20 protein-coding genes are annotated in these 20604 nt (G+C 72.1%); 3 read left to right on the forward strand and 17 right to left on the reverse strand.

Annotation, left to right across the window (positions count from 1 at the left end; genetic code table 11):
• Nucleotides 1-9 precede the first annotated feature (9 nt).
• Complete coding sequence (locus ACYVAG_RS14835) at nucleotides 10-807, forward strand: SDR family NAD(P)-dependent oxidoreductase (protein ID WP_460770911.1); 798 nt, start codon at nucleotides 10-12, stop codon at nucleotides 805-807.
• 57 nt (nucleotides 808-864) lie between these two features.
• Here the strand turns inward: ACYVAG_RS14835 and ACYVAG_RS14840 are convergent, their stop codons facing one another.
• The 10 genes from ACYVAG_RS14840 to ACYVAG_RS14885 form a co-directional block, all read right to left on the reverse strand.
• A complete protein-coding gene (locus ACYVAG_RS14840) occupies nucleotides 865-1767 on the reverse strand; it encodes a hypothetical protein (RefSeq protein ID WP_460770912.1) in 903 nt (300 codons plus the stop codon).
• 265 nt (nucleotides 1768-2032) lie between these two features.
• Entirely contained in the window at nucleotides 2033-3331 is a 1299-nt protein-coding gene (locus ACYVAG_RS14845) for a multidrug effflux MFS transporter (protein ID WP_460770913.1), read from the reverse strand.
• Entirely contained in the window at nucleotides 3328-4302 is a 975-nt protein-coding gene (gene ccsB, locus ACYVAG_RS14850; protein ID WP_460771017.1) for a c-type cytochrome biogenesis protein CcsB, read from the reverse strand. The genes ACYVAG_RS14845 and ccsB overlap by 4 nt, the downstream gene beginning before the upstream one ends.
• 5 nt (nucleotides 4303-4307) lie before the next feature.
• Nucleotides 4308-5927 carry a cytochrome c biogenesis protein ResB gene (gene resB, locus ACYVAG_RS14855; RefSeq protein WP_460770915.1) on the reverse strand — a complete coding sequence of 540 codons (1620 nt, stop codon included), beginning with the start codon at nucleotides 5925-5927 and terminating at the stop codon, nucleotides 4308-4310.
• Entirely contained in the window at nucleotides 5927-6640 is a 714-nt protein-coding gene (locus ACYVAG_RS14860; RefSeq protein WP_460771019.1) for a cytochrome c biogenesis CcdA family protein, read from the reverse strand. Before ACYVAG_RS14860 ends, resB begins: the two co-directional genes overlap by 1 nt.
• Before the next feature lie 125 nt (nucleotides 6641-6765).
• The gene (locus tag ACYVAG_RS14865) at nucleotides 6766-7362 is read right to left on the reverse strand and encodes a TlpA family protein disulfide reductase (RefSeq protein WP_460770916.1); all 597 of its coding nucleotides are present in this window, start codon (nucleotides 7360-7362) and stop codon (nucleotides 6766-6768) included.
• 1 nt (nucleotide 7363) lies between these two features.
• Nucleotides 7364-8023 (reverse strand): histidine phosphatase family protein, encoded by a 660-nt coding sequence (locus tag ACYVAG_RS14870; RefSeq protein WP_460770918.1) that lies wholly within the window; start codon nucleotides 8021-8023, stop codon nucleotides 7364-7366.
• A gap of 43 nt (nucleotides 8024-8066) precedes the next feature.
• The gene (hemL, locus tag ACYVAG_RS14875) at nucleotides 8067-9368 is read right to left on the reverse strand and encodes a glutamate-1-semialdehyde 2,1-aminomutase (RefSeq protein WP_460770920.1); all 1302 of its coding nucleotides are present in this window, start codon (nucleotides 9366-9368) and stop codon (nucleotides 8067-8069) included.
• 323 nt (nucleotides 9369-9691) lie between these two features.
• Complete coding sequence (locus tag ACYVAG_RS14880; RefSeq protein ID WP_460770921.1) at nucleotides 9692-10105, reverse strand: VOC family protein; 414 nt, start codon at nucleotides 10103-10105, stop codon at nucleotides 9692-9694.
• A 10-nt stretch (nucleotides 10106-10115) separates the two neighbouring features.
• A complete protein-coding gene (locus ACYVAG_RS14885; RefSeq protein ID WP_460770923.1) occupies nucleotides 10116-10559 on the reverse strand; it encodes a helix-turn-helix transcriptional regulator in 444 nt (147 codons plus the stop codon).
• 452 nt (nucleotides 10560-11011) lie between these two features.
• Here ACYVAG_RS14885 and ACYVAG_RS14890 point away from each other — a divergent pair, with 452 nt between their 5' ends.
• Nucleotides 11012-11377, forward strand: coding sequence for a hypothetical protein (locus ACYVAG_RS14890; RefSeq protein ID WP_460770925.1), 366 nt, complete (start codon nucleotides 11012-11014; stop codon nucleotides 11375-11377).
• A 184-nt stretch (nucleotides 11378-11561) separates the two neighbouring features.
• On the opposite strand, the gene hemB is transcribed toward ACYVAG_RS14890, so the two are convergent.
• The 7 genes from hemB to ACYVAG_RS14925 form a co-directional block, all read right to left on the reverse strand.
• Nucleotides 11562-12542, reverse strand: a complete 981-nt coding sequence (hemB, locus tag ACYVAG_RS14895; protein ID WP_460770927.1) for a porphobilinogen synthase — start codon at nucleotides 12540-12542, stop codon at nucleotides 11562-11564.
• Complete coding sequence (locus ACYVAG_RS14900; protein WP_460770930.1) at nucleotides 12542-14194, reverse strand: bifunctional uroporphyrinogen-III C-methyltransferase/uroporphyrinogen-III synthase; 1653 nt, start codon at nucleotides 14192-14194, stop codon at nucleotides 12542-12544. Before ACYVAG_RS14900 ends, hemB begins: the two co-directional genes overlap by 1 nt.
• Nucleotides 14195-14248: 54 nt before the next feature.
• Nucleotides 14249-15244, reverse strand: coding sequence for a hydroxymethylbilane synthase (gene hemC / locus ACYVAG_RS14905; RefSeq protein WP_460770931.1), 996 nt, complete (start codon nucleotides 15242-15244; stop codon nucleotides 14249-14251).
• Nucleotides 15241-16560, reverse strand: coding sequence for a glutamyl-tRNA reductase (locus ACYVAG_RS14910; RefSeq protein WP_460770933.1), 1320 nt, complete (start codon nucleotides 16558-16560; stop codon nucleotides 15241-15243). The genes hemC and ACYVAG_RS14910 overlap by 4 nt, the downstream gene beginning before the upstream one ends.
• Nucleotides 16561-16623: 63 nt before the next feature.
• Nucleotides 16624-17331 carry a redox-sensing transcriptional repressor Rex gene (locus ACYVAG_RS14915; RefSeq protein WP_460770935.1) on the reverse strand — a complete coding sequence of 236 codons (708 nt, stop codon included), beginning with the start codon at nucleotides 17329-17331 and terminating at the stop codon, nucleotides 16624-16626.
• Between the two features lie 107 nt (nucleotides 17332-17438).
• Nucleotides 17439-17681 carry a glutaredoxin family protein gene (locus ACYVAG_RS14920; RefSeq protein WP_460770937.1) on the reverse strand — a complete coding sequence of 81 codons (243 nt, stop codon included), beginning with the start codon at nucleotides 17679-17681 and terminating at the stop codon, nucleotides 17439-17441.
• A complete protein-coding gene (locus tag ACYVAG_RS14925; RefSeq protein ID WP_460770939.1) occupies nucleotides 17678-19132 on the reverse strand; it encodes a class I adenylate-forming enzyme family protein in 1455 nt (484 codons plus the stop codon). The genes ACYVAG_RS14920 and ACYVAG_RS14925 overlap by 4 nt, the downstream gene beginning before the upstream one ends.
• Nucleotides 19133-19184: 52 nt before the next feature.
• Between ACYVAG_RS14925 and ACYVAG_RS14930 the strand changes: the two genes are divergently transcribed.
• Nucleotides 19185-19952, forward strand: a complete 768-nt coding sequence (locus ACYVAG_RS14930; protein ID WP_460770941.1) for an HAD family hydrolase — start codon at nucleotides 19185-19187, stop codon at nucleotides 19950-19952.
• Nucleotides 19953-20604: the final 652 nt, after the last annotated feature.

Genomic DNA, 20604 nt, shown 5'->3' on the forward strand with positions numbered 1-20604 from the left:
CTCGGGGCCATGAGCGACGAGCGATTCGACCTGCACGGCACGGCACTGGTCACCGGGGCTACCGGGGGCCTGGGGGCCGCGTACGCGGAGTTCCTCGCGCGCAGCGGCCTCGACGTCGTGCTGACCGCGCGCCGCACCGACGTGCTGGAGGACCTGGCCGCCCGCCTGCGCGAGCGCCACAACCGCGCGGTGACGGTGGTGCCGGCCGACCTGACCGACCGGGCGGCGCGGGCGAAGCTGGCCGCCGACCTGGCCGCGCGCGGCGTGGCGATCGACGTGTTGGTGAACAACGCGGGCTTCGGGACCCACGGCGAGTTCACGTCCACCGACCCCGACCGCGCGCTCGACGAGGTCGAACTCAACGTGGCCGCGGTGACCCACCTCGCGCGGCTGTTCCTGCCCGGCATGCGCGAGCGGCACTATGGAGTCGTGATCAACGTGGCGTCGACGGCGGCGTTCCAGCCGATCCCGTCGATGGCGGTCTATGCGGCGACGAAGGCCTATGTGCTCAGCTTTTCGCAGGCGCTGTGGTCGGAGAACCTCGACCATGGCGTACGCGTGATCGCGGTGTGCCCCGGCCCCACCGAGACCGAGTTCTGGGTGAAGACGGGCGAGCCCGACGCGATGCAGCGACGGCGTACGCCGGACCAGGTCGTGCTGTCGACGTTCCGCGCGCTGGCGCGCCACGAGCCGCGGGTGATCGACGGGGCGGCGAACGAGGTGCTGGCGCAGGCGAATCGCCTCGTGCCCGTACGCGTGGCGCTGCCGCTTGCGAGGGCGTTCGCGAAGCCGCGGAAGAGGGACTGAGTCTCGTCGGCCAAGCGCGAACCCCGGGGTACAGCACGAACCCTCGCGTACGCGGCGTCACGCCGCCGGGCGCTTCCCCGCCGTCCATCCCGACAGCAGAAGCCGTCGGAAGCGCGACGGGGGAAACAGCTCCGCGGCCGTCCAGCGCACGATCCAATAGCCGAGGCGGCGGATGCGTTCCTCGCGCTCCTTCTCGGCCATGATCACGTCGGCGATGCTCTGTCCCGGCTTGAGGCAGCGTCCATATTTGATCGCCCCGTCGAACTCGCCCACGAGGCCCGCCTCCTTCCACAGGAAGTCCGGACGCGCGACCTCGAACCCGTCGGCGTCGAACAACGTGACCTGGAGGTCGGGCAGGGGAACGCCCAACTCGATCATCCGCCACCGCGACCACGACTCCCCCGGGCTCTCCGCGCGCGCGTCGGCGTGGACGAACGCGTTGCGGGCGCGCGGATTGCCGGGCCACCGGGGCATAGCCGCGATGCGCGCCAAGGCGGCGTCACGTTCCACCCCCAGCCCCACGGCCACGTCGGCCGCCGCCAGCGCGTCCATCGGCGACAGCGTGCGTGCCAGGTCGACGGCGGTGCGCTCGAGGCCGGTCACCACGAACCCGTCCAGCTCGACCAGGTCGGCGTCGGGAACCTTTCCCCGGTGGAGGTGGAGGAACCGCGAGCGCTTGCCGCCCTCCCCCGCCCGGGTCAGATGGACGCGATCGAGCGCAGCCTTCGGCACCGGCAGCCCGTGCAGCACCGCCGCCGACACGTGGCTCAGCACCGCGCCGTCGCGCAGGCCCGGCGCGGTCGCGGCGAGGAGTTCCCGGTGGAGCCCCTCGGGGGTGTCGGGGTCGTCGAGCGACCAGACCCCTGGTCGCACTTGTCGGGCCTCGCCCCGGCGTACGCGGGCCAGGACTTCGGAACGGGTGAGGCCCCTGGCCTCCAGGTCACGTGAGTGAATCAGCACCAGACAAGTCCAGCAGGGTTGACGCCGCTCGAAACGGTTATCCACAGGGCAATTTCGGCGAGTTGACGATCATCCACAGGCGCGAGGGCGCGTACGCCGGGGTTCGCCGTGCGCCGCAGGGTTCGTCCTCACGCCCGCCCTCGAGCACGAACCCCACCGTTCGCCACGAACCCCGCATGCAGGGTTCGCGCCGCACCCCAGGGTTCGCGCTGCGCGGCCCGGGGTTCGCGCCGAATCTCAGGGTTCGCGCTCGACTCCGCCGGGCTCACTCCGTCGCGCCCGCGCCCCCGCTTCGCCCCAGCCACCGCCGGTGCCAGCTCCACAGCACCCAGCCCGCCACCACGAACCCCAGACTCGCCGCCGCCAGCACCACCAGCGACCCCGTCACCAGCGGCACCACCAGCCCCGCCACCGCCGCATAGATCAGCAGCGACACGAACGACCCCATCGACGCCGCCGCCCCGCGCCGCTCCGGGAACAGGTCCAGCATCGACAACTGGGTGATCGGGAAGAACAGCTGGTTGCCGAACGCGATGATCGCGGGCGCCACGACGGGCCACGGCAGCGCCTGCAGGCCCGCCGCCATCAGCGCCACGTTCAGCACGCACCCCACCACCGAGATCACGAACCCGATCCCCGCCAGCTTCGGCGCCGCCATCCGCCCCGCGAGCCGCCCCTGCGCGAACGCGCCGAGCATCATGCCGGTGATCATGGGCACGAAGAACATCCAGAAGTCGCGCTCCCCCTTGCCCAGCAGCGAGACCACGAAGATCGGTGCCGCCGCCACATAGAGGAATTGGCCCGAGAACCCCAGCGCCGACGCCCACGCGATGCGCTGGAAGGACCCGTGCCGGACCACCTGCCACAGCGACGCCAACTGGGTGCCCAAGCGCAACGGCGTACGCCGGTCCGCCGGGTGGGTCTCCGGCAGCAGCGCCGCGCAGGCACAGGTGAGTAGCCCGTACGCGACCAGGAACCAGAAGATCACCGGCCAGCGCCCGAGCCCGAGCAGCAGCCCCCCGATGATGGGCGCCACGGCCGGGGCGACGGCGAAGATCATCGCCACGCGGCTCATCAGCCGCTGGGCCTCGGGCCCCGCGTACAGGTCCCGCACCACCGTCCGCGACATGATCAGGCCGCCCGCCGCGAACGCGCCCTGCGCGACGCGGAACACCAGCAGCACCGGCAGCGACGGGGCCAGGGCGCAGCCCACCGAGGTCAGCGAATACAGCAGCGTCGACGCCAGCATCACCGGCCGGCGGCCCACCGCGTCGGAGATCGGCCCGTGGAACAGGCCCGCGATCGCGAACGCCAGCAGATAGACCGACGTGATCTGTTGCAGCGCGGCGTCGTCGGCGCCGAACTGGGCGCCCATCTGGGCGAAGCCGGGGAAGACGGTGTCGGTGGTGAAGGGGCCATACATCGACAGCGCCGCGAGCGCCAGGGTGACGACGGCGGGGCTGGGCGCGGACGCCGCGCTCCTCGACTCGCTCGGACTCCTCGACTCGCTGCGCTCGCTCGGAGAGCGTGCGGGCTCGCTCGGAGAACGTTCGGAAGGACTCACTTCGCGTACGAGTGCAGGCCCTGCACGAACAGGTTCACGCCCACGAAGTTCCACCAGAACGACACCATGCCGATGATGGCGATGACCGCGGCGCGGCGGCCCTTCCAGCCGGCGGTGGCGCGCGCGTGGAGGTACGCGGCATAGATCGCCCACGTGATCAGCGACCAGGTCTCCTTGGGGTCCCAACCCCAATAGCGGCCCCACGCGTACTGGGCCCAGATGGCGCCCGCCGCGATGACGAAGGTGAACAGCGGGAAGGCGAACGCCAGGGTGCGGTACGCGAGGCGGTCCATGGCCTCCGACGACGGGGCCTTCGCCAGATAGCCGTGGACGACGCCGTCGGCCTCGGCGCGCTGCTGCACGAGATAGAGGATCGAGGCGATGCCGCCGATCGTGAACGCCGCGCAGGCGACGGTCGCGGCGAGGATGTGGAACAGGAACCAGGCCGAGTGGAGCGCCGGCACCAGCGGACCGACCTCGACATAGAACACCGTCACCGCGAGCCCCAGCCCGATCGACGCGATCATGGTCACCGGAAGGCCGAGCCACCGCATGCGGAAGCGCGTGGCCAGCACGAGATAGACCGCGACGACGAAGACCAGGGACGAGCTGGTGAACTCATACATGTTGCCCCAGGGCCAGCGGCCCGCAGCGATGCCGCGGCCGACGACCGCGAACACGTGGGAGGCAAGGCCGACGACCGTGAGGGCGATGCCGATGCGGCCCCACTTGTCCGTCCGCAGCCGGTCGGCGTCGGTCTCCCGCGACTCGACCTCGGGAGCCGGGATCGCCGCCTCCGGCACGTCGACGGGCTCGTTCACGCCGCCCGGGCCGACCAGGATGCGCCGGCGGCGCCGCTCGACGGTCGTCACGGCGTTGCGCGCGGCCGCCCATTCGGCGGCGTGGGCGATCACGGCGAACAGATAGACCACCGCTGCGGTCACCATCGCCAGCATCGAATATTCCGCCATGAACCTCACGCGCGCTCCCCTTCCGCCGAGCCTGTCCTGCGATCATCCCCCACGTCGGCCCCGATCGCGACATCGTCGCGCGCCACCTCGGCGGCCAGCGCCTCGACCTCGTCGTCCAGCCCGGCCCGCGCATCGGCGCGGTCGAGACCCGCGACCTCCACCATGCGTACGCCGGTTCCGTCGACAGCATCACCCGGGCGTACGCGGACCCACACCCGCCGCGGGCGCACGAACAGGCTCAGGCAGAGCCCGGTCACGCCGACCACGAGCGAGCCCAGGACGAGCCACAGCCCCGGTGTGTGGGAGATCTGGAGCTTCACCCAGCGCTCATAGCCGTCGAACGTGACCGAGCCACGGCCGTCGGGCAGGTCGAGGGTCTCGCCGGGCTTCATGCGGATGCGCAGCGGCTGGCCGTCGCGCTGGAACTGGGTCAGGCCCTGCTTGTTCAGCGAATAGACGTTCTCGGGCACTCCGGTCTCGACGAGCGGCGGCCCGTGGTAGGCCGTGAGGAACAGTTCCGGATTGAACGCGTCGGGGAACAGCGACCGCGGGCCGCGCTGGTCGACCGTCGCGGTCGGCAGGAAGAACCCCTCGAGCGCGATGCGCTCGGGCCGCGCGTCGACGGCGTTGACGACGCCGGCGGAGGTGAAGTTGCCGTCCTGCGGCAGGAAGATCGACGGCCCCGACCACGCGACCTGGCCGGCGCCGTCGCGGACGGTCATGCGCGGCGCATAGCCGTGGCCGAGCAGGTGGACCTGCGTCGCGCCGAGTTCGAGCGGGTGGTTGACCTCGATGGTGCCGGCGCGCGGGGCGGCGCCCGGCTTCTCGACGACGCGGACGTTCGCCGTGAACTCGCGGGGGGCGCCGGTGTTGACGCGGCTCGTCTCGAACCGGACCGTGAAGCGGTCGACGAGCACGGTGAACGGCTCGAGGTCGCGGTCGGTGAAGCTCGCGCCGGAGCTGATGTCGTCGTACTGGCTCAGCGTGTTCGAGAACCCCTGCCCCACCAGCACCACCGACGTGCCGCGATAGCCCAGCAGCACGCCGGTCGCGATCCCCAGCAGCAGCGTCACCAGCGACACGTGGAAGACGAGGTTGCCGGCCTCCCGCAGATAGCCCCGCTCGGCAGAGACGCTCGCGACGCCGTCGCCCTCGTCGAGCCGGCGTACGCGGAAGCGCCGGCCGCGCAGGAAGGCCTCGGCGCGGTCGAGCGCGTCGTCCCGCGCGTACGCCCGCCCGCTCACCGGCAGGCGGAGCAGGTTGCGCGGCGTGGCGACGGGCTCGGCGCGCGCGGCCTTCGCGTACACCCCGATGCGGGGGATGATGCAGCCGATCAGGGAGACGAGCAGGAGCAGGTAGATCGCCGAGAACCACGGAGACGTGTAGACCTCGAACAGCCCGACCTTGTCGTAGACCCAGCCGAGGTTCGGGTGCTGCACCATGAAGTCGCGCACCTGGATCGGCGACACCGGGCGCTGCGGGATCAGCGATCCCGGGATCGCCGCCAGCGCGCCGACGAACAGCAGCGTCAGCGCCGTCCGCATCGACGTCAGCTGGGTCCAGCCGAACCGCAGCGCCTCCTTCAGCGACAGCGATTCCGCGGGCGTGGTGTCGCGGCGCGCCATCAGAGGACGGTCCCGAAGCCGGCGGCCCACTGGCGCAGGCCGGCCATCAGGACGTCCCACAGCCCGGTGACGAGCAGCAGGCCGACGAGCACCATGGTCGCGCCGCCGAGCTTCATCACGAGGCCCTGATGGCGCTTCACCACGGCGAGGGCGCGGCCGAAGCGGACGAAGGCCAGGCTCGCGACGACGAACGGCAGGCCGAGCCCCAGTGCGTACGCGAAGGCCAGGACGCCGCCGCGCACCGCCGAGCCCTCGTTGAGGGACAGGGACAGGACGACGCCGAGGGTCGGGCCGATGCAGGGCGTCCAGCCGAGGCCGAACAGGACGCCGAGCAGCGGCGAGGCCGCGACGCCGACGCGCGGCACGCGGTGGAACCGCAGGTCGCGCTGGCCGAGCCGGACGACGCCCGCGAACATCAGCCCCAACAGGATGGTCAGCAGGCCGAGCACGATGGTGATGGGCCGGGCGTACGCGAGGAGGAAGCTGCCCAGGGTGCCCGCGAGGGCGCCCGAGGCGACGAACACCAGGGCGAAGCCGAGGACGAAGCCGAGGGTGCCGAGCAACATGCGGCCGCGGGCGCCGCGGCCCTCGACGACCTCGGCGGCGGACAGCCCGGTGGCGTAGGAGAGGTAGCCGGGCAGCAGCGGCAGCACGCAGGGCGAGAAGAACGAGACGAGGCCGGCGAGCGCGGCGACGGGGAGGGCGACGAGCAGGTTGCCGCCGCCGACGACCTCCTGGGCCCAGCGGCCGACGTCGAGGGGAGCGAGCAGGTGCACGTCGAGCGGAGCGAGCAGGTGCACGTCGAGGGGAGCGAGCAGGAACAGGTCGAGCGGGACCATCAGCGTCCCTCCGCCGTGTCGCGCACAAGTCCGACGAGCGTGGTGGTGTCGACGACCCCGATCACGCGCGCGGCGACGCGGCCCTGGGGGTCGATGACGAGGGTCGACGGGATGCCGGACGGCGGCAGCTCGCCCGAGAACACGAGCAGCTGGGAGGCCTGCGGGTCATGGATCGACGGGTAGGTCACGCCGAAGCTCCGCTGGAACGCGCGCGCGGGGGCGGGGTCGGGGTCGCGGGTGTCGATGCCGACGAACTGGGCGATGTCGCGGGTCTGTTCGGCCGCGCGTTGCAGGTCGGGGGCCTCCTTGCGGCACGGCGCACACCACGAGCCCCACACGTTCACGACGACGACCCTGCCGGGGTGTGCGGTGGTCACCTCTCCCCCGTCGAGCCCGGGCCCCTTGGCCACGGGCGCCGGCTTCCGCTTGGCGACCTCGACACGCGTCAGCCCGGTCGAGCCCGACACGAAGCCCTCCTGACCGCCGGAGCCGCCGCCGGTGGTGCACCCGGTGAGTGCGAGCACGGCGGCGCAGAGAGCGGCGAGGAGGGCGCTCCTCGTCTCGCTGGCGCTCGCTCGGAGAACGTCGGGGGACAACTCAGGCGCCCGCGACGAACTTCTTCGACTTCTCGGTGTCCTTGACGGGCACGAGGTCGAGGGCGGGCTCGGCGTACGACACCCGCGTGATGCGGCCGTCGGTGACCTCGAGCGTGGTGATCGACGCGAGGGTGCACTCGCGGCGTCGCGGGTCGTGGACCAGAGGGCGGCCCTCGGCGGCCAGGCGCGTGATCCAGATCGGCAGCTGGTGGGACACGATGAGCGCCTCGCGGCCGTTCGCGGCCTCGGCGGCGTCGCGGATCGCGGCCTGCATGCGGGTCACGATCTTCGGATAGGGCTCGCCCCACGAGGGCTTCAGCGGGTTGTAGAGGTGACGCAGAACCGCCGGCTGCATCAGCTGGGAGACCTTCCCGGTGAACACGCGACCGGCGAGCTTGTTGCCGGCCTCGATGACGCGGTCGTCGAGGGTGACCTCGAGGTCGGGCCGGCGGCGCGCGATCGGCTCCATCGTCTCGCGGGCGCGCTCCAGCGGCGAGCAGCGCAGGTGGGCGAGGTCGAACTCGGCGGTGTGTTCGCCCATGCGCTCGGCCATCGCGCGCCCGATGTCGGAGAGGTGGAAGTCGGGCAGGCGCTCATACAGCACGCCGTCGGGGTTGTGCACCTGGCCGTGGCGCATCAGGTGGACGAGTGCGGTCGACATCGGGGCTCCGGTTTCTGCAGGGGTCTCGTTGAACTGTGAGCGGTCAGGCGCGGGCCGCGGCGGCGGCCGCGGTGGGCAGCGCCTCCACAATACGTGTCATCGCGGCGTCGTCGTGGGTCGACGACACGAACCACGCCTCGTACGCCGACGGCGGCAGATAGACCCCGCCGTCGAGCATCGCGTGGAAGAACGCGGCGTACGCGGCCGTGTCCTGCGTCGAGGCGGTGCGATAGTCCGGCACCGCGTCGGCGTCGGTGAAGAAGATCGAGAACAGCGTGCCGGAGCCCTGCACGACGTGGGGTACGCCGGCCTTCGTCAGCGCGGCGGAGGCCTCGGCGCGCAGCGTGTCGGAGGTGGCGGCGACGCGGGCGTACACGTCGTCGGTGGCGAGGCGCAGAGTCGTCAGGCCGGCGGTCGCGGCGACCGGGTTCCCCGACAGCGTACCGGCCTGGTAGACCTCACCCGCCGGGGCGAGGTGGGCCATCAGCTCGGCGCGGCCGCCGAACGCGGCGGCGGGGAACCCGCCGCCCATGACCTTGCCGAACGTCATGAGGTCGGGGACGACGCCGTCGACGCCGAACTGGCCCTCGCGGGTCACGCGGAAGCCCGTCATGACCTCGTCGGAAACGAACAGCGCGCCGTGGCGGCGGCAGAGGTCGGCGAGGAACTGGTTGAAGCCGACGCCGTCGACGACGCCGGGCGGGACGACGCCCATGTTGCCGGCCGCGGCCTCGGTGATGACGCAGGCGATCTGGTCGCCGTGCTCGGCGAAGGCCCGCTCGACGGCCTCCCGGTCGTTGTATTCGCACACGATCGTGTCGTGGGTCGTGGCCTCGGTGACGCCCGGCGTGCCGGGGATGCCGAGCGTCGCGACGCCCGAGCCGGCCTGCACCAGCAGCGCGTCGACGTGGCCGTGATAGCAGCCGACGAACTTCACGATCTTGTCGCGCCCGGTGATGCCGCGGGCGAGGCGGAGCACCGACATCGTCGCCTCGGTGCCGGAGCTGACGAGACGGACCTGCTCGACCGGCGTACGCCCGATGATCTCCTCGGCGAGCTCGACCTCGACCTCGGTCGGGGCGCCGAAGCTGGTGCCGTCGACGGCGGCGCGGCCGACCGCGGCGAGGACCTCAGGGTGGGCGTGGCCGAGCAACATCGGGCCCCACGAGCAGACGAGGTCGACATAGCGGTTGTCGTCGGCGTCATAGATGTAGGGACCCGAGGCGCGGGTGATGAATCGGGGCGTCCCACCGACCGACTTGAAGGCCCTGACCGGAGAGTTCACGCCCCCGGGGATCACGCGCTGGGCGCGGTCGAACAGGGCTGCGGAACGGTCGGTGATCACGACAGTGGAGTCTACGTTCTCGAAGCGAGCGCGCGAACCCGAACGTTCTCCGAGCGAGCGCCAGCGAGTCGAGGAGCTCCTCGTCTCGGCCGCGGGCGGCCTCGCTCGGAGAACGTTGGCTGAGCGAGCGCGCGAACCCCAACGCTCTCCGAGCGAGCGCCAGCGAGTCGAGGAGCTCCTCGTCTCGGCCGCAGGCGGCCTCGCTCGGAGAACGTTGGCTGAGCGAGCGCGCGTACCCCAACGTTGGCTGAGCGAGCGCGCGTACCCCAACGTTGGCTGAGCGAGCGCCAGCGAGTCGAAGCCACCCTCGCTCCGAGCCCCCTTCAGTCCTTCAGCTCCTGCATCCGCACCAGGTTGCCCGCCGGGTCGCGGAACGCACAGTCCCGGATCCCGTACGGCTGGTCCGTCGGCTCCTGCACGACCTCCGCCCCGCGCTCGACCAGCGTCGCGAACGTCGCGTCCAGCGCGTGGGGCACCAGGTTCACCGCGAACAGCGACCCCTTCGCCACGAGCTCGGTGATCATGGTCTTCTCGGCGTCGCTCAGGCCGGGCGCCGCCGTCGGCGGCTGCAGCACGATCGCCGTGCCGGGCTGGTTCGGCGGCCCGACGGTGATCCACCGCCAGGTGCCCTGGCCCACGTCGAGGCGGACCTCGAAGCCGAGCACGTCGCGATAGAACGCCAGCGACTGCTCGGGGTCGGTGTGCGGGAGGAAGGTCTGGTGAATGGTGATGTCCATGGCCGCAACGCTAGGACTCCGCAACCTCGTCCGCTTCTCGATTCCTGACCAGGCGGCGCACCTGTTTGCCGACGCAGGGCGGGAGCGCGTCCACCGGCCCCTCGCCCCCGCGCCGGTACGCCGAGGGTGGCACCCCCACCAGTTCGGCGAATCGCGTGCTGAACGTGCCGAGCGACGAGAACCCCACCGCGAAGCAGACCTCGGTCACCGGCAGCGACGTCGCGTGCAGCAGCACCATGGCGCGTTCGATGCGCCGCGTCATCAGATAGCTGTACGGCGACTCCCCGAACGCCCGCTTGAACTCGCGACTCAGGTGACCCGCCGACATGTGCGCCCCCCCCCCCCCCCCCCCCCGAGCGAGGGCCTCGACGTCGAGCGGCTCCGCGTACTCGCGATCGATCCGGTCCCGGACACGCCGCAGCCGCGCGAGGTCGGCCAGGCGATCGGCGGGCATGTCCGGAGCGTACGCGCCCCGACCGACCCACCGAGCCCTACCCTTCCTTTCGTGGCCAACACCCTCAGCCGGCAGCAGGTGCTCCCCCGACACCCCGCCGCGGACGCCAGCGCCGCCCAACACGGGCTCGGCACGCTCGTGGCGGTGGACAAGCAGAATCCTGACCTCGCCATGGTGTGGGGCATTCCCGGACTCGCCGTGCTCGGCGCCCTGTTCGGAGCGTCCGAGGAAGACCTCACGTGGGGGCAGGGTGCGACGGCGGGCGCGGTCCTGGCCGCCGTGATCACCGTCGGATACCTCCTGTTCCAGGCCGCAGCCGCGGATCGGAAGCTGGAGGTACGCCGCTACGAGCGGGGTCTGGTCATGATCGACGGCCGACGCCTCATTGCCGGTCACGGCGCGAGCTGCGCCTGTCCGAGCACGAGTTCCCGCGCCGCACCCACGTCTGGACGGTGGCCGCACCCGACGGGGTCATCGTGGTGTCGGACGCCACTTGGTCAGACATCGCCGACGTCCTCGCGCCCGCACTCGTCGCGCGGAGGGCCGAGCTCGACGAGGCGAAGGCGACCCTGATGCGCGGCGAGGAGTGGAACTTCAGCGGCTGGCTGGTCTCGCGCGAGGGCGTACGCACCCCACGCGTGCAGGCCCGCTGGGGCCACGTCGTCCCGCGCATCTCGACGGACATGACCTCGACCGGTTTCCGCGAGCGCGCGTACCTGCATGACCCCCGCGGCATGCAACTCGACATGATGACCATCGAGGACAACGACCTGTTCGCCGACCTCGTCGCCCCCTACGTACGCGTCCTCGGCCGCTGACGCCGGCGCCCCCCGCGGGTTCGCGCTGAACGCCGGGGTTCGCCGTCACACGGAACCTCGAGCACGAACCCTGCGGTGCACGACGAACCCCACATGCAGGGTTCGCGCTGACTCTCGGGGTTCGCCCCGCACGACGGCGGGTTCGCGCTGACTGTCGGGGTTCGCCCCGCACGACGGCGTACGCCTACGCCCAGCGCCGCGTCGCCCACTCCAGCGCCCAGTAGGACAGCACCATGTCGGCACCCGCCCGCCGGATCGACAGCAGCGTCTCGTCGATCGCGCGCTCGCGCTCGATCCAGCCGTTCGCCGCGGCGGCCTCGACCATCGCGTACTCCCCCGACACGTTGTAGGCCGAGATCGGCAGGTCGGTGACCTCGCGCGCGGCTCGGATCACGTCGAGGTACGCCAGCGCGGGCTTCACCATGATGATGTCGGCGCCCTCGGCGACGTCGAGCTCGATCTCGCGGAGCGCCTCGCGGAGGTTCGCCGGGTCCTGCTGATAGGTCTTCCGGTCGCCCGTGAGCGACGACGCGACGGCCTCGCGGAAGGGGCCATAGAAGGCGGACGCGTACTTGGCCGCGTACGCCATGATCACGGTGTCGCTGAACCCGGCCGAGTCGAGCGCCCCGCGGATCGCGCCGACCTGGCCGTCCATCATCCCCGACGGCGCGACGACGTGGGCGCCGCACTCGGCGTGCATGACGGCCATCTCCGCATACATCGAGACGGTCGCATCGTTGTCGACCGCGCCCGACTCGGTGAGGACGCCGCAGTGGCCGTGGTCGGTGAACTCGTCGAGGCACACGTCCGACATCACGAGGCAGGCGTCGCCGACCTCGGAGCGCACCTCGCGCAGCGCGACGTTGAGGATGCCGTCGTCGGCCAGGGCGCCCGACCCGTCGGCGTCCTTCTCGGCGGGCAGGCCGAACAGCATGACGCCCGCCAGCCCGGCCTCGGCGGCCTGGGTGGCCGCGGCCTTGAGCGAGTCCATGGTGTGCTGGACCACGCCCGGCATGGACGCAATCGGCCGGGGCTCGCTGAAGCCCTCGCCGACGAACAGCGGCCAGATCAGCTGGCGCGGCTCGAGCGTGGTCTCGGCGACCAGCGCCCGCAACGCCGGCGTCGAGCGCAGGCGCCGTGGGCGCACGGTCTCGAAGCCCGGCATCACTGCTTCCGCCGTCCGTTGCCCTTGCGGTCCGAGGGCTTGGTGACGGCCTCGCCGGCACCCACGAGCTGGTCGCGGCGCGCGGCCGCGAAGTTGGCGAGCGCGTCGGCCAGGTCGACCGCACCCGGCTTGGCCGCCATGACGTCGACGCGCAGGCCGTGCTCCTCGCACGTGCGGGCCGTCGCCGGGCCGATGGCCGCGATGACGGTCGCGGCGTGGGGCTTGCCGGCGATGCCGACGAGGTTGCGCACGGTCGAGCTCGAGGTGAACACCACGGCGTCGAAGCGGCCGGTCTTGATCGCCTCGCGCGTCTCGGCGGGCGGCGGGGCCGCGCGTACGGTGCGGTAGGCCGTGACGTCCTCGACCTCCCAGCCCAGCTCCGACAGGCCGGCCGACAGCGTCTCGGTGGCGATGTCGGCGCGCGGCAGGAAGACGCGGTTGATCGGGTCGAGGACCTCGTCGTAGGGCGGCCACTCGGCCGCAAGACCCGCGGCCGACTGCTCGCCCGTCGGGACGAGGTCGGGCTCGATGCCCCAGGCCTGCAGGGCGCCGGCGGTGACGTCGCCGACCGCGGCCACCTTGAGGCCGGAGAACGCGCGGGCGTCCAGGCCGTAGTCCTCGAAGCGCTCGCGGACGGCCTTCACCGCGTTGATCGACGTGAAGGCGACCCACTCGTAGCGGCCCTCCACGAGGCCGCGTACGGCCTTCTCCATCTGCTGGGGCGAGCGCGGCGGCTCCACCGAGATGGTCGGGACCTCCTCGGAATGGGCGCCATAGCTGCGCAGGCGGTTCGCCATCGGCGCCGCCTGGTCCTTGGTGCGGGGGACGAGGACGCGCCAGCCGAACAGGGGCTTCGTCTCATACCAGGACAGGTCCTCCCGCTGCTCCACCGCGGGGCCGATCATCAGGTGGGCGGCCTCCTCGTCGTCGAGCTGGAGCTCGGCGGCCGCGTCGGCGAGGTCGGAGAGCGGACACGCGACCGTGGCCTGCTCGGTCGAGCCGCCGAACACCGTCAGGAGGCACGACTCGTCGTCGGGGCGGCCCGTCGCGAGGGCCGCGTCGGCGGCGTCGGCGATCAGGCCGACGCGGGTCGAGATCACCAGCGTGCCGGTCGGCGCCCACTGGGCCGACTGTGTCTTGGTGATGCGGTCCAGCGCGTGGACGAAGTGGGTCCCGGCGGGGTTGCTGAGCGCAACGCCCGCGTATTCCGGCACCGACATCATCGTCGAGACACCCGGGATGACCTCGAACTCGATGCCGCCGCGCACGCACGCCGCGGCCTCGTCGGCGATGCCGCCGTCGAGGAACGGGTCGCCGGCGACGAGCCGCACGACGCGCCCCCCCGCCTCGGCGAGGCGCAGGACGGTCTTGGCCCGCTGCGACGGCGGCAGGAACTTGCCGTTCTGCTGGAGGGGCAGCACCTGGGGCTCGACACCCTCCGCGCAGGCGACCTGCGGGTGGTCGAACAGGGGCAGGAGGTGGTCGCGGTCGAGGACCACCGCGCTCGCGTCGGCGATCGCGGCGACGGCGCCGAGGGTCAACAGGTCGGGATCACCCGGCCCGGTCCCGACGAAGATCACCCGGCCGCGGGCGACGGGCGCCGCGGGGGTCGAGGTCGTGCCTGCCGACGTGCGGGCCGATGAGTTGCTCAACGTTGTCTCCGCGTCCTGCCTCGTGCTGCGGGTCCGCGCTCACGCTCGGGCCCGTCACCACTGGGTTGAAGGTGGCTGGCTCCCCATCTCGGCCAGCGCCCGCTGGGCCAGGGACGTCCCCAGCTGTGCGGCCGCGGCGGCCACGCCCGTGGCCGACACCCGCAGCAGCGGGACCCCGTCCCCGGGTCGAGACGAATCGCTCCCCCAAGTTCTCCCAATAACGGCGTCGAGAGTCAAATCGTCCTTCATATCACCCGCATCGCGGACCGTCGCCAGCACCCCCACGGGGGCGAGGCAACCGGCCTCCAGCGTGCGCAGGAACGTGCGCTCGGCCTCGACGCGGGCGCGCGTCGGCGCGTGGTCGAGGCGGGCGACGAGGTCGCGTACGCGGGGGTTCGCGGCGGAGACCTCGATGGCGAGGGCGCCCTGCGACGCCGCCGGGAGCAGTACGCCGGGCTCCAGCACCTGGTGGGTCACGTCCAACCCGTCGAGGCGGCCGAGCCGCCGCAGACCGGCGGCGGCGAGCACCGTCGCGTCGACCTCGCCGCTGCGGACCAGCCCCAGCCGGGTGTCGACGTTGCCACGGACCGGTCGGAACTCGACCGCGATGCCGCGGGCGGCCGCGTACGCCTCCAGCTGGGCCTGACGCCGTGGCGATCCGGTGCCGATCACGGTGCCGTCGGCGAGGTCGTCGAGGGCGAGGCCGACGAGCACGTCGCGGACGTCCTCGCGCTCGGGCACCGCGGCGATCACCAGACCCTCGGCGGGCGCGGTCGGCAGGTCCTTCATCGAGTGGACGGCGATGTCGATGCGGCCGTCGTGGAGGGCGTCGCGGACGGCCATGGCGAAGACGCCGGTGCCGCCGATCTCGGTCAGGTGGCGGCGGTTGGTGTCGCCCTCGGTGGTGATGCCGACGAGGACGGCGTCGATGCCGAGGCGGGCCAGGGCGGCCGCGGTGGCCTCGGCCTGGGCGACGGCGAGCGGGGAGCGGCGGGCGCCGATGCGGACGGGTTCGCCGGCCGACCGGGCCGCGGAGGGTCCCGCCGTCACCGCATGCTCGCCGGCAGGTCGAGCACGTGGTTGGACAGGCCCTCGATCGACCCGCGCGACACCTGCTCGACGGCCCGGTGGTCGAGGGCGAACAGCTCGCGCAGGGCGGCCGCATAGTCCGGTGAGTCCGGCAGCGCCGCGAGTTCCTTGACGCGCACCGTGGGCTGGTGGAGGAGCTTCTCGACGACGCGGCGGACGGTCTGGGCGATCTCGTCGCGGGCGGCGGGGTCCAGGTCGGGCAGGCGGTGGTCGAGGCGATCCATCTCGGCGCCGACGACCTGGTTGGCCATGGTGCGCAGGGCCACGACGGTCGGCGCGACCTGGGCCGCGCGCCGCAGGCCGAGGAAGTCCTTGACCTCGCCGCCGACCAGCTCGTGGGCCGCGCCGAGCTCGTGCGAGCCGGCGGCGTCGAAGCCGCCCTCGGTCTGGAGGCGGCCGAGGTTGACCAGCTCGACGCCGTCGAGGTCGCCGACCTCGTCGGCCACGTCGGCGGGCAGGGCGAGGTCGATGACGCCGCGCACCGGCGTACCCGCCAGGCGATCGGGGCCGATGACGAGCCCGCGCGCGCCCGTGCAGGTGATCAGCACGTCGGCGTGGGCCAGCGCGTCGTCGAGCTCGACGAGCGTGCGGGCGCGGCCGCCGACGGCCCTGGCGAGGTGGTCGGCGCGCTCGAACGTGCGGTTGACCAGGGTGAGGTCGCCGCCGCGGTCGGCGACGGTGTGGGCGGCCAGCGCGGCCATCGAGCCGGCGCCGACGATGAGGACACGGCGGCCCTCGACCCGGCGGTCGAGCCGGTCGAGCAGGTCGAGGCTGGCGGTCACGAGCGACCGGCCGGCCGAGCCCGCCGACGTCTCGGAGTGGACGCGCTTGCCGACGCGCAGGGCCTGCTGGAACAGGGAGTTCAAGGCCGTGCCGACGGTCCCCTCGGCCTGGGCCGCGGCGAGCGCCGAGCGCACCTGGCCGAGGATCTGGTGTTCGCCCGCGACCATCGAGTCGAGGCCCGAGGTGACCGAGAAGCAGTGGCTGACCGCGGCCTCGTCATAGAAGACCGCACACGAGTCCTGCACCACGTCGAGGCCGACGCCGGTCGCGGTCGCCAGCCCGTCGGTCGTGGCGGCGAGCCCGCCGTGGAAGCGGGTGACGGCCGCGTACACCTCGGTGCGGTTGCAGGTCGACAGCACCACCGCCTCCTCGACGTGCTCGTCGGCGACGAGCGCGCCCACGAACTTGGCGACGCCGGCGGGGTCGAGGGTCAGGCGGGACAGCAGGTCCATGGGGGCCGTCTTGTGGGAGACGCTCACGACCAGGATGCTCACGACTTGCGGCCTTCTCTCGGGTGGTACGGGTGGTGCTCGGGGATGGTGCGGGTAATGCTCCGGTCAGCCGGGGACCGGGTCCCGGCGAACAGGATCCGGCCGCTCGGGGTCCGAGCGGATCTCGTCGGCCAGCGACAACTGCCGATGGTACGCGAGGATCTGCAGCTCCGAGCCAAGGTCGACCTTCCTCACCGTCACGTCATCGGGGACGACGAGGTTGATCGGCGCGAAGTTCAACAGGCAGCGGATGCCGGCCGCGACGAGGCGCTCGGCCACGTCCTGCGCGGCCGTGGCGGGGGTCGCGATGACGCCGATCGTGGCGTCGGGATCGGCGACGACCGCATCGATGTCGGCGATCGCGTGGATGCGTACGCCCTCGACCTCGCGCCCGAGCAGCCCGGGCGCGTCGTCGAACAGCGCGGTGACGCGGAAGCCGCGGGCGGCGAAGCCCGCGTGGTTGACCAGCGCGCGGCCGAGGTTGCCGACGCCGACGATGATCACGGGCCAGTGCTCGGCCGAGCCGATGTGCTGGTCGAGCTGGAAGCGGAGGTACGCCACCTCGTAGCCCACACCACGGATGCCGTAGGAGCCCAGGTGGGACAGGTCCTTGCGGAGCTGGGCCGGGTTCACGCCCGCCGCCTCGGCGAGCTCGCCGGACGAGATGGTGGTGACGCCCTGGGCGGCCAGCGCGTTCAGCACGCCCAGATAGGACGAGAGACGGGCGACCGTGGCTGTCGGGATTCCGGTGCGGCGCAGCGCTTCGCCCTCCACGAGGCTCGCCTCCCCACTGGTCACCGTGTGGTCCACACTCTGGTCACCAGCAGACTAGGCCGCTTGTGAATCCGTGCACAAGCGATGTGACGAACGTGACAGGCCGGTCAGCCCGCGAGCGCGGCGCGCAGGCGCGTCTCGTCGACGCGCCAGAAATCGTGCTGGTAGCCATCGACGAACGTCACCGGCACCTGGTCGGTGTAGAGCTCCCGCAGGGCGGGGTCGAGGTCGATGTCGACCTCCTCCCAGCCCACGCCCAGCTCTCCGCACACGCGCGTGACCGTGTCGAGTGCGTCGACGCACAGGTGGCAGCCGGGTCGCGTGAGGACGCGTACGCGGTTCTGGGTCACGACTCCTCCTCCACCCGGTCGAGCATGTCCCGCAGGGCGCCCTTGCGGACCTTGCCGGTCGGCGTGCGCGGCAGCGACTTCAGCACCACGAACTCACTCGGCACCTTGTAGCGCGCCAGGTGGGCGCGCGCGTGGGCGCGTACGCCGGCGAGCTGGACCTTCTTCCCCTGGACGAACGCGACGACGCGCTCGCCGGTGTGCTCGTCGGGCTGGCCGATCACCGCGGCGGCGTCCACGGAGTCGTGCTGTTCGAGCACCTCCTCGACCTCGCTGGGGAAGACGTTGAAGCCCGACACGATGACGATCTCGCGCTCGCGGTCGACGAGGAACAGGTCGTCGCCGTGGAGATAGCCGATGTCGCCGGTGGGGAACCAGCCCTCGGCGTCGGGCCCGCCTGCACCGTCGGGCCAATAGCCGGAGAACAGGTTGGCGCCCCGCACGGACAGCGCACCGGGCTCGCTGCGCTCCCCGCCTGCCGTACGCACCTCGACGCACGGCAGGGGCCGCCCGACGTGGCCGGGACCGCGGAGCTCGTGGCCAACGGTGGTGGTGACGCCGGGCGAGGCCTCGGTCAGGCCATAGCCCTGCTCGACCCGGCGGCCGGTGAGCTGGGTGAATCGCTCCCCCAGCACCGCCGGCATCGGGGCCGCACCCGAGCTGACCAGCCGCAGCGACCCGGCCGCTGCGGTCAGCCCGTCGTCCTGGACGAGGCGATAGAGCACCGACGGGGTCACCGGCAGGTGGGAGATGCGCTCGTCGAAGATCTGCTGGCAGATGTCGTCGGGCATCCCCTCGACCAGGACGGTCGTGGCCCCGGCGTGGACCGCCGACCCGAGCACGGCGTTGAGCCCATAGGCGTGGAACAGCGGCAACATGCCGAGCGCGATCGAGTCGGGGGTCGAGACGCCGGCCTCGGCGGCCGCATCGCAATAGGCCAGCAGGGCCCGTTGCGTCAGCATCGCCCCGCGCGGCTCGCCTTGGCTGCCCGACGTGTAGACGATCGCCGCGAGGCTCTCCGGGTCGGGAACCGACTCCACACGCGTCGGTCCGGCTAGGTCACGGTGGCCGTGCAGCACGACCCGGCGTACGCCGTCACCCAGCGGCCGGTCGTCGTCGCACAGGGCGGCCCCGGCGCCGGCGTGCGCGAGGGCGCGGGCGATCTCCGGGTCGGTGAGGCCGGGGTTCACCGGCACGATGACGACGCCGCCGCGGAGCCCGGCGAACCAGGCGACGGCCCCTTCGATGGTGTTGGTCATGACGACCCCCAGGCGCTGGCCGGCCCGCAGGCCCAGCGCTGCGTACGCGGCGGCGGACTCATCGACCATGGCGTCGAACTCGGCCCACGTGACCTGGCGGCGCGCCTCCCCTCGCTCGACGAGCGCGACGGCGTCGGGCCGCTCGGTGGCGTGGCGCCGGATGGCTTCGGCGAGGTTGAGGTGGTCAGGGGCCATGCCCTCACTTTTACACAGGGGTTCCCGGGCGCGGTGCCCTAGGGTGGATTCCATGCATTCCGAGCCGCCCGCTGACCCCGGCACGGCGGCCTTCTTCGACCTCGACAACACGCTGGTGCGCGGCACGTCGATGATCCAGCTGGGCAAGGGGTTGTACGCCCGGCACTATTTCCGCCTGCGCGTCATCGTGCGGGCGTTGTGGCTCGAGGCGATCTTCCGGGCGTCCGGCAAGGAACACGAGGGCCACATCGTCGAGGCCCGCGAGACCATCCTCGGCATCATCGCCGGCCGCGGCGTCGACGAACTGGCCCACGACGTCACAGAGATCTATCACCGGTCCATCGCCGGCCGCATCTGGCCCCAGACGCGCGCCCTCGCCGACGGCCACCTGCGCGTCGGGGTGCCGGTGTGGCTGATGACCGCGGCGCCGACCGAGATCGCCGACGCGGCCGCGGCCCACCTGGGGCTGACCGGAGGCTTCGGGACGCAGGCGGAGAAGCGCGACGGGACCTACACGGGGAGGCTGGTCGACGGGCTGCTGCACGGTCCGGCGAAGGCGCGGAAGGTGGCGGCGGTGGCCCGCGAGCAGGGCTATGACCTGGCGCAGTGCCACGCGTACAGCGATTCGTGCAACGACCTGCCGATGCTGGAGATGGTGGGCCACCCGCACGTGGTCAACCCCGACCACCACCTGCGCGAGATCGCGGAGGAACGCGGGTGGGAGGTGCACGACTTCCGTGGAGCGGGGCGGCGGAGGCGGTTGATCGCGGCGGTGGCACTGGGAGGGCTGGCGTTGGGGGCTCTTCGGGCGCGGGTGTAGGGGTTTTCTTGGGTGGCGGGCGGGGTGGGGTCCGGGAGCTTCGGTTTGCGGCTGGACGCCGAGCCGAATGTTCTTTGGTCCCGTTTGGCGGCGGCGTCTTTACGCCGCTTCACCGAACTCCGGACCCCACCCCACCCTCGGCCTTCCGAGCCCACGCCGGCTGAGCGACGAAGGAGTCGAAGCCACCAGCGAGCCAAGGAACGACCCCACGCCGGCTGAGCGACGAAGGAGTCGAAGCCACCAGCGAGACGAGGAAGATCGACTCGGAACGTTCTCCGAGCGAGCGCCAGCGAGACGAGGAGCCCCACAGGCCGTCAATCCAGGCCGTCATCGACATGGCGGCCCCGCGTACCGATGACGGCCTGCATGCAGGGTGCCACACGCGTACGCGGCCGTCAGGCGAATGACGGCCCCGAATGACGGCCCCGCAGGCCGTTGGCGAACCGTCCTGCAGTTGGCGAGTGCTAGTTGTCCTCGCGAACGGTGCACCCCTCTCCAACGCAACTTCGGCACTCGAACTGCAGGAGCGTTCGCCAACACCAGCCCCATCAGCGGTTTGAGTCCCGAAAGGTGGTTTGAGTCGGTTCGAACAGCCTCAAACAACCTTTCGGGACTCAAACGCGGGAGGGCCCAGCTCCTCGTCTCGCTGGCG

It is taken from the genome of Mariniluteicoccus flavus (assembly GCF_054776655.1).

Excerpts from the sequence above, each read along its gene's own strand:
- ACYVAG_RS14835 (WP_460770911.1), top strand. The coding sequence starts at position 10 with ATGAGCGACGAGCGATTCGACCTGCACGGCACGGCACTGGTCACCGGG.
- ccsB (WP_460771017.1), bottom strand. The coding sequence starts at position 4,302 with ATGGCGGAATATTCGATGCTGGCGATGGTGACCGCAGCGGTGGTCTAT.
- resB (WP_460770915.1), bottom strand. The coding sequence starts at position 5,927 with ATGGCGCGCCGCGACACCACGCCCGCGGAATCGCTGTCGCTGAAGGAG.
- ACYVAG_RS14870 (WP_460770918.1), bottom strand. The coding sequence starts at position 8,023 with ATGTCGACCGCACTCGTCCACCTGATGCGCCACGGCCAGGTGCACAAC.
- ACYVAG_RS14880 (WP_460770921.1), bottom strand. The coding sequence starts at position 10,105 with ATGGACATCACCATTCACCAGACCTTCCTCCCGCACACCGACCCCGAG.
- ACYVAG_RS14885 (WP_460770923.1), bottom strand. The coding sequence starts at position 10,559 with ATGCCCGCCGATCGCCTGGCCGACCTCGCGCGGCTGCGGCGTGTCCGG.
- hemB (WP_460770927.1), bottom strand. The coding sequence starts at position 12,542 with ATGCCGGGCTTCGAGACCGTGCGCCCACGGCGCCTGCGCTCGACGCCG.
- ACYVAG_RS14925 (WP_460770939.1), bottom strand. The coding sequence starts at position 19,132 with ATGGCCCCTGACCACCTCAACCTCGCCGAAGCCATCCGGCGCCACGCC.
- ACYVAG_RS14930 (WP_460770941.1), top strand. The coding sequence starts at position 19,185 with ATGCATTCCGAGCCGCCCGCTGACCCCGGCACGGCGGCCTTCTTCGAC.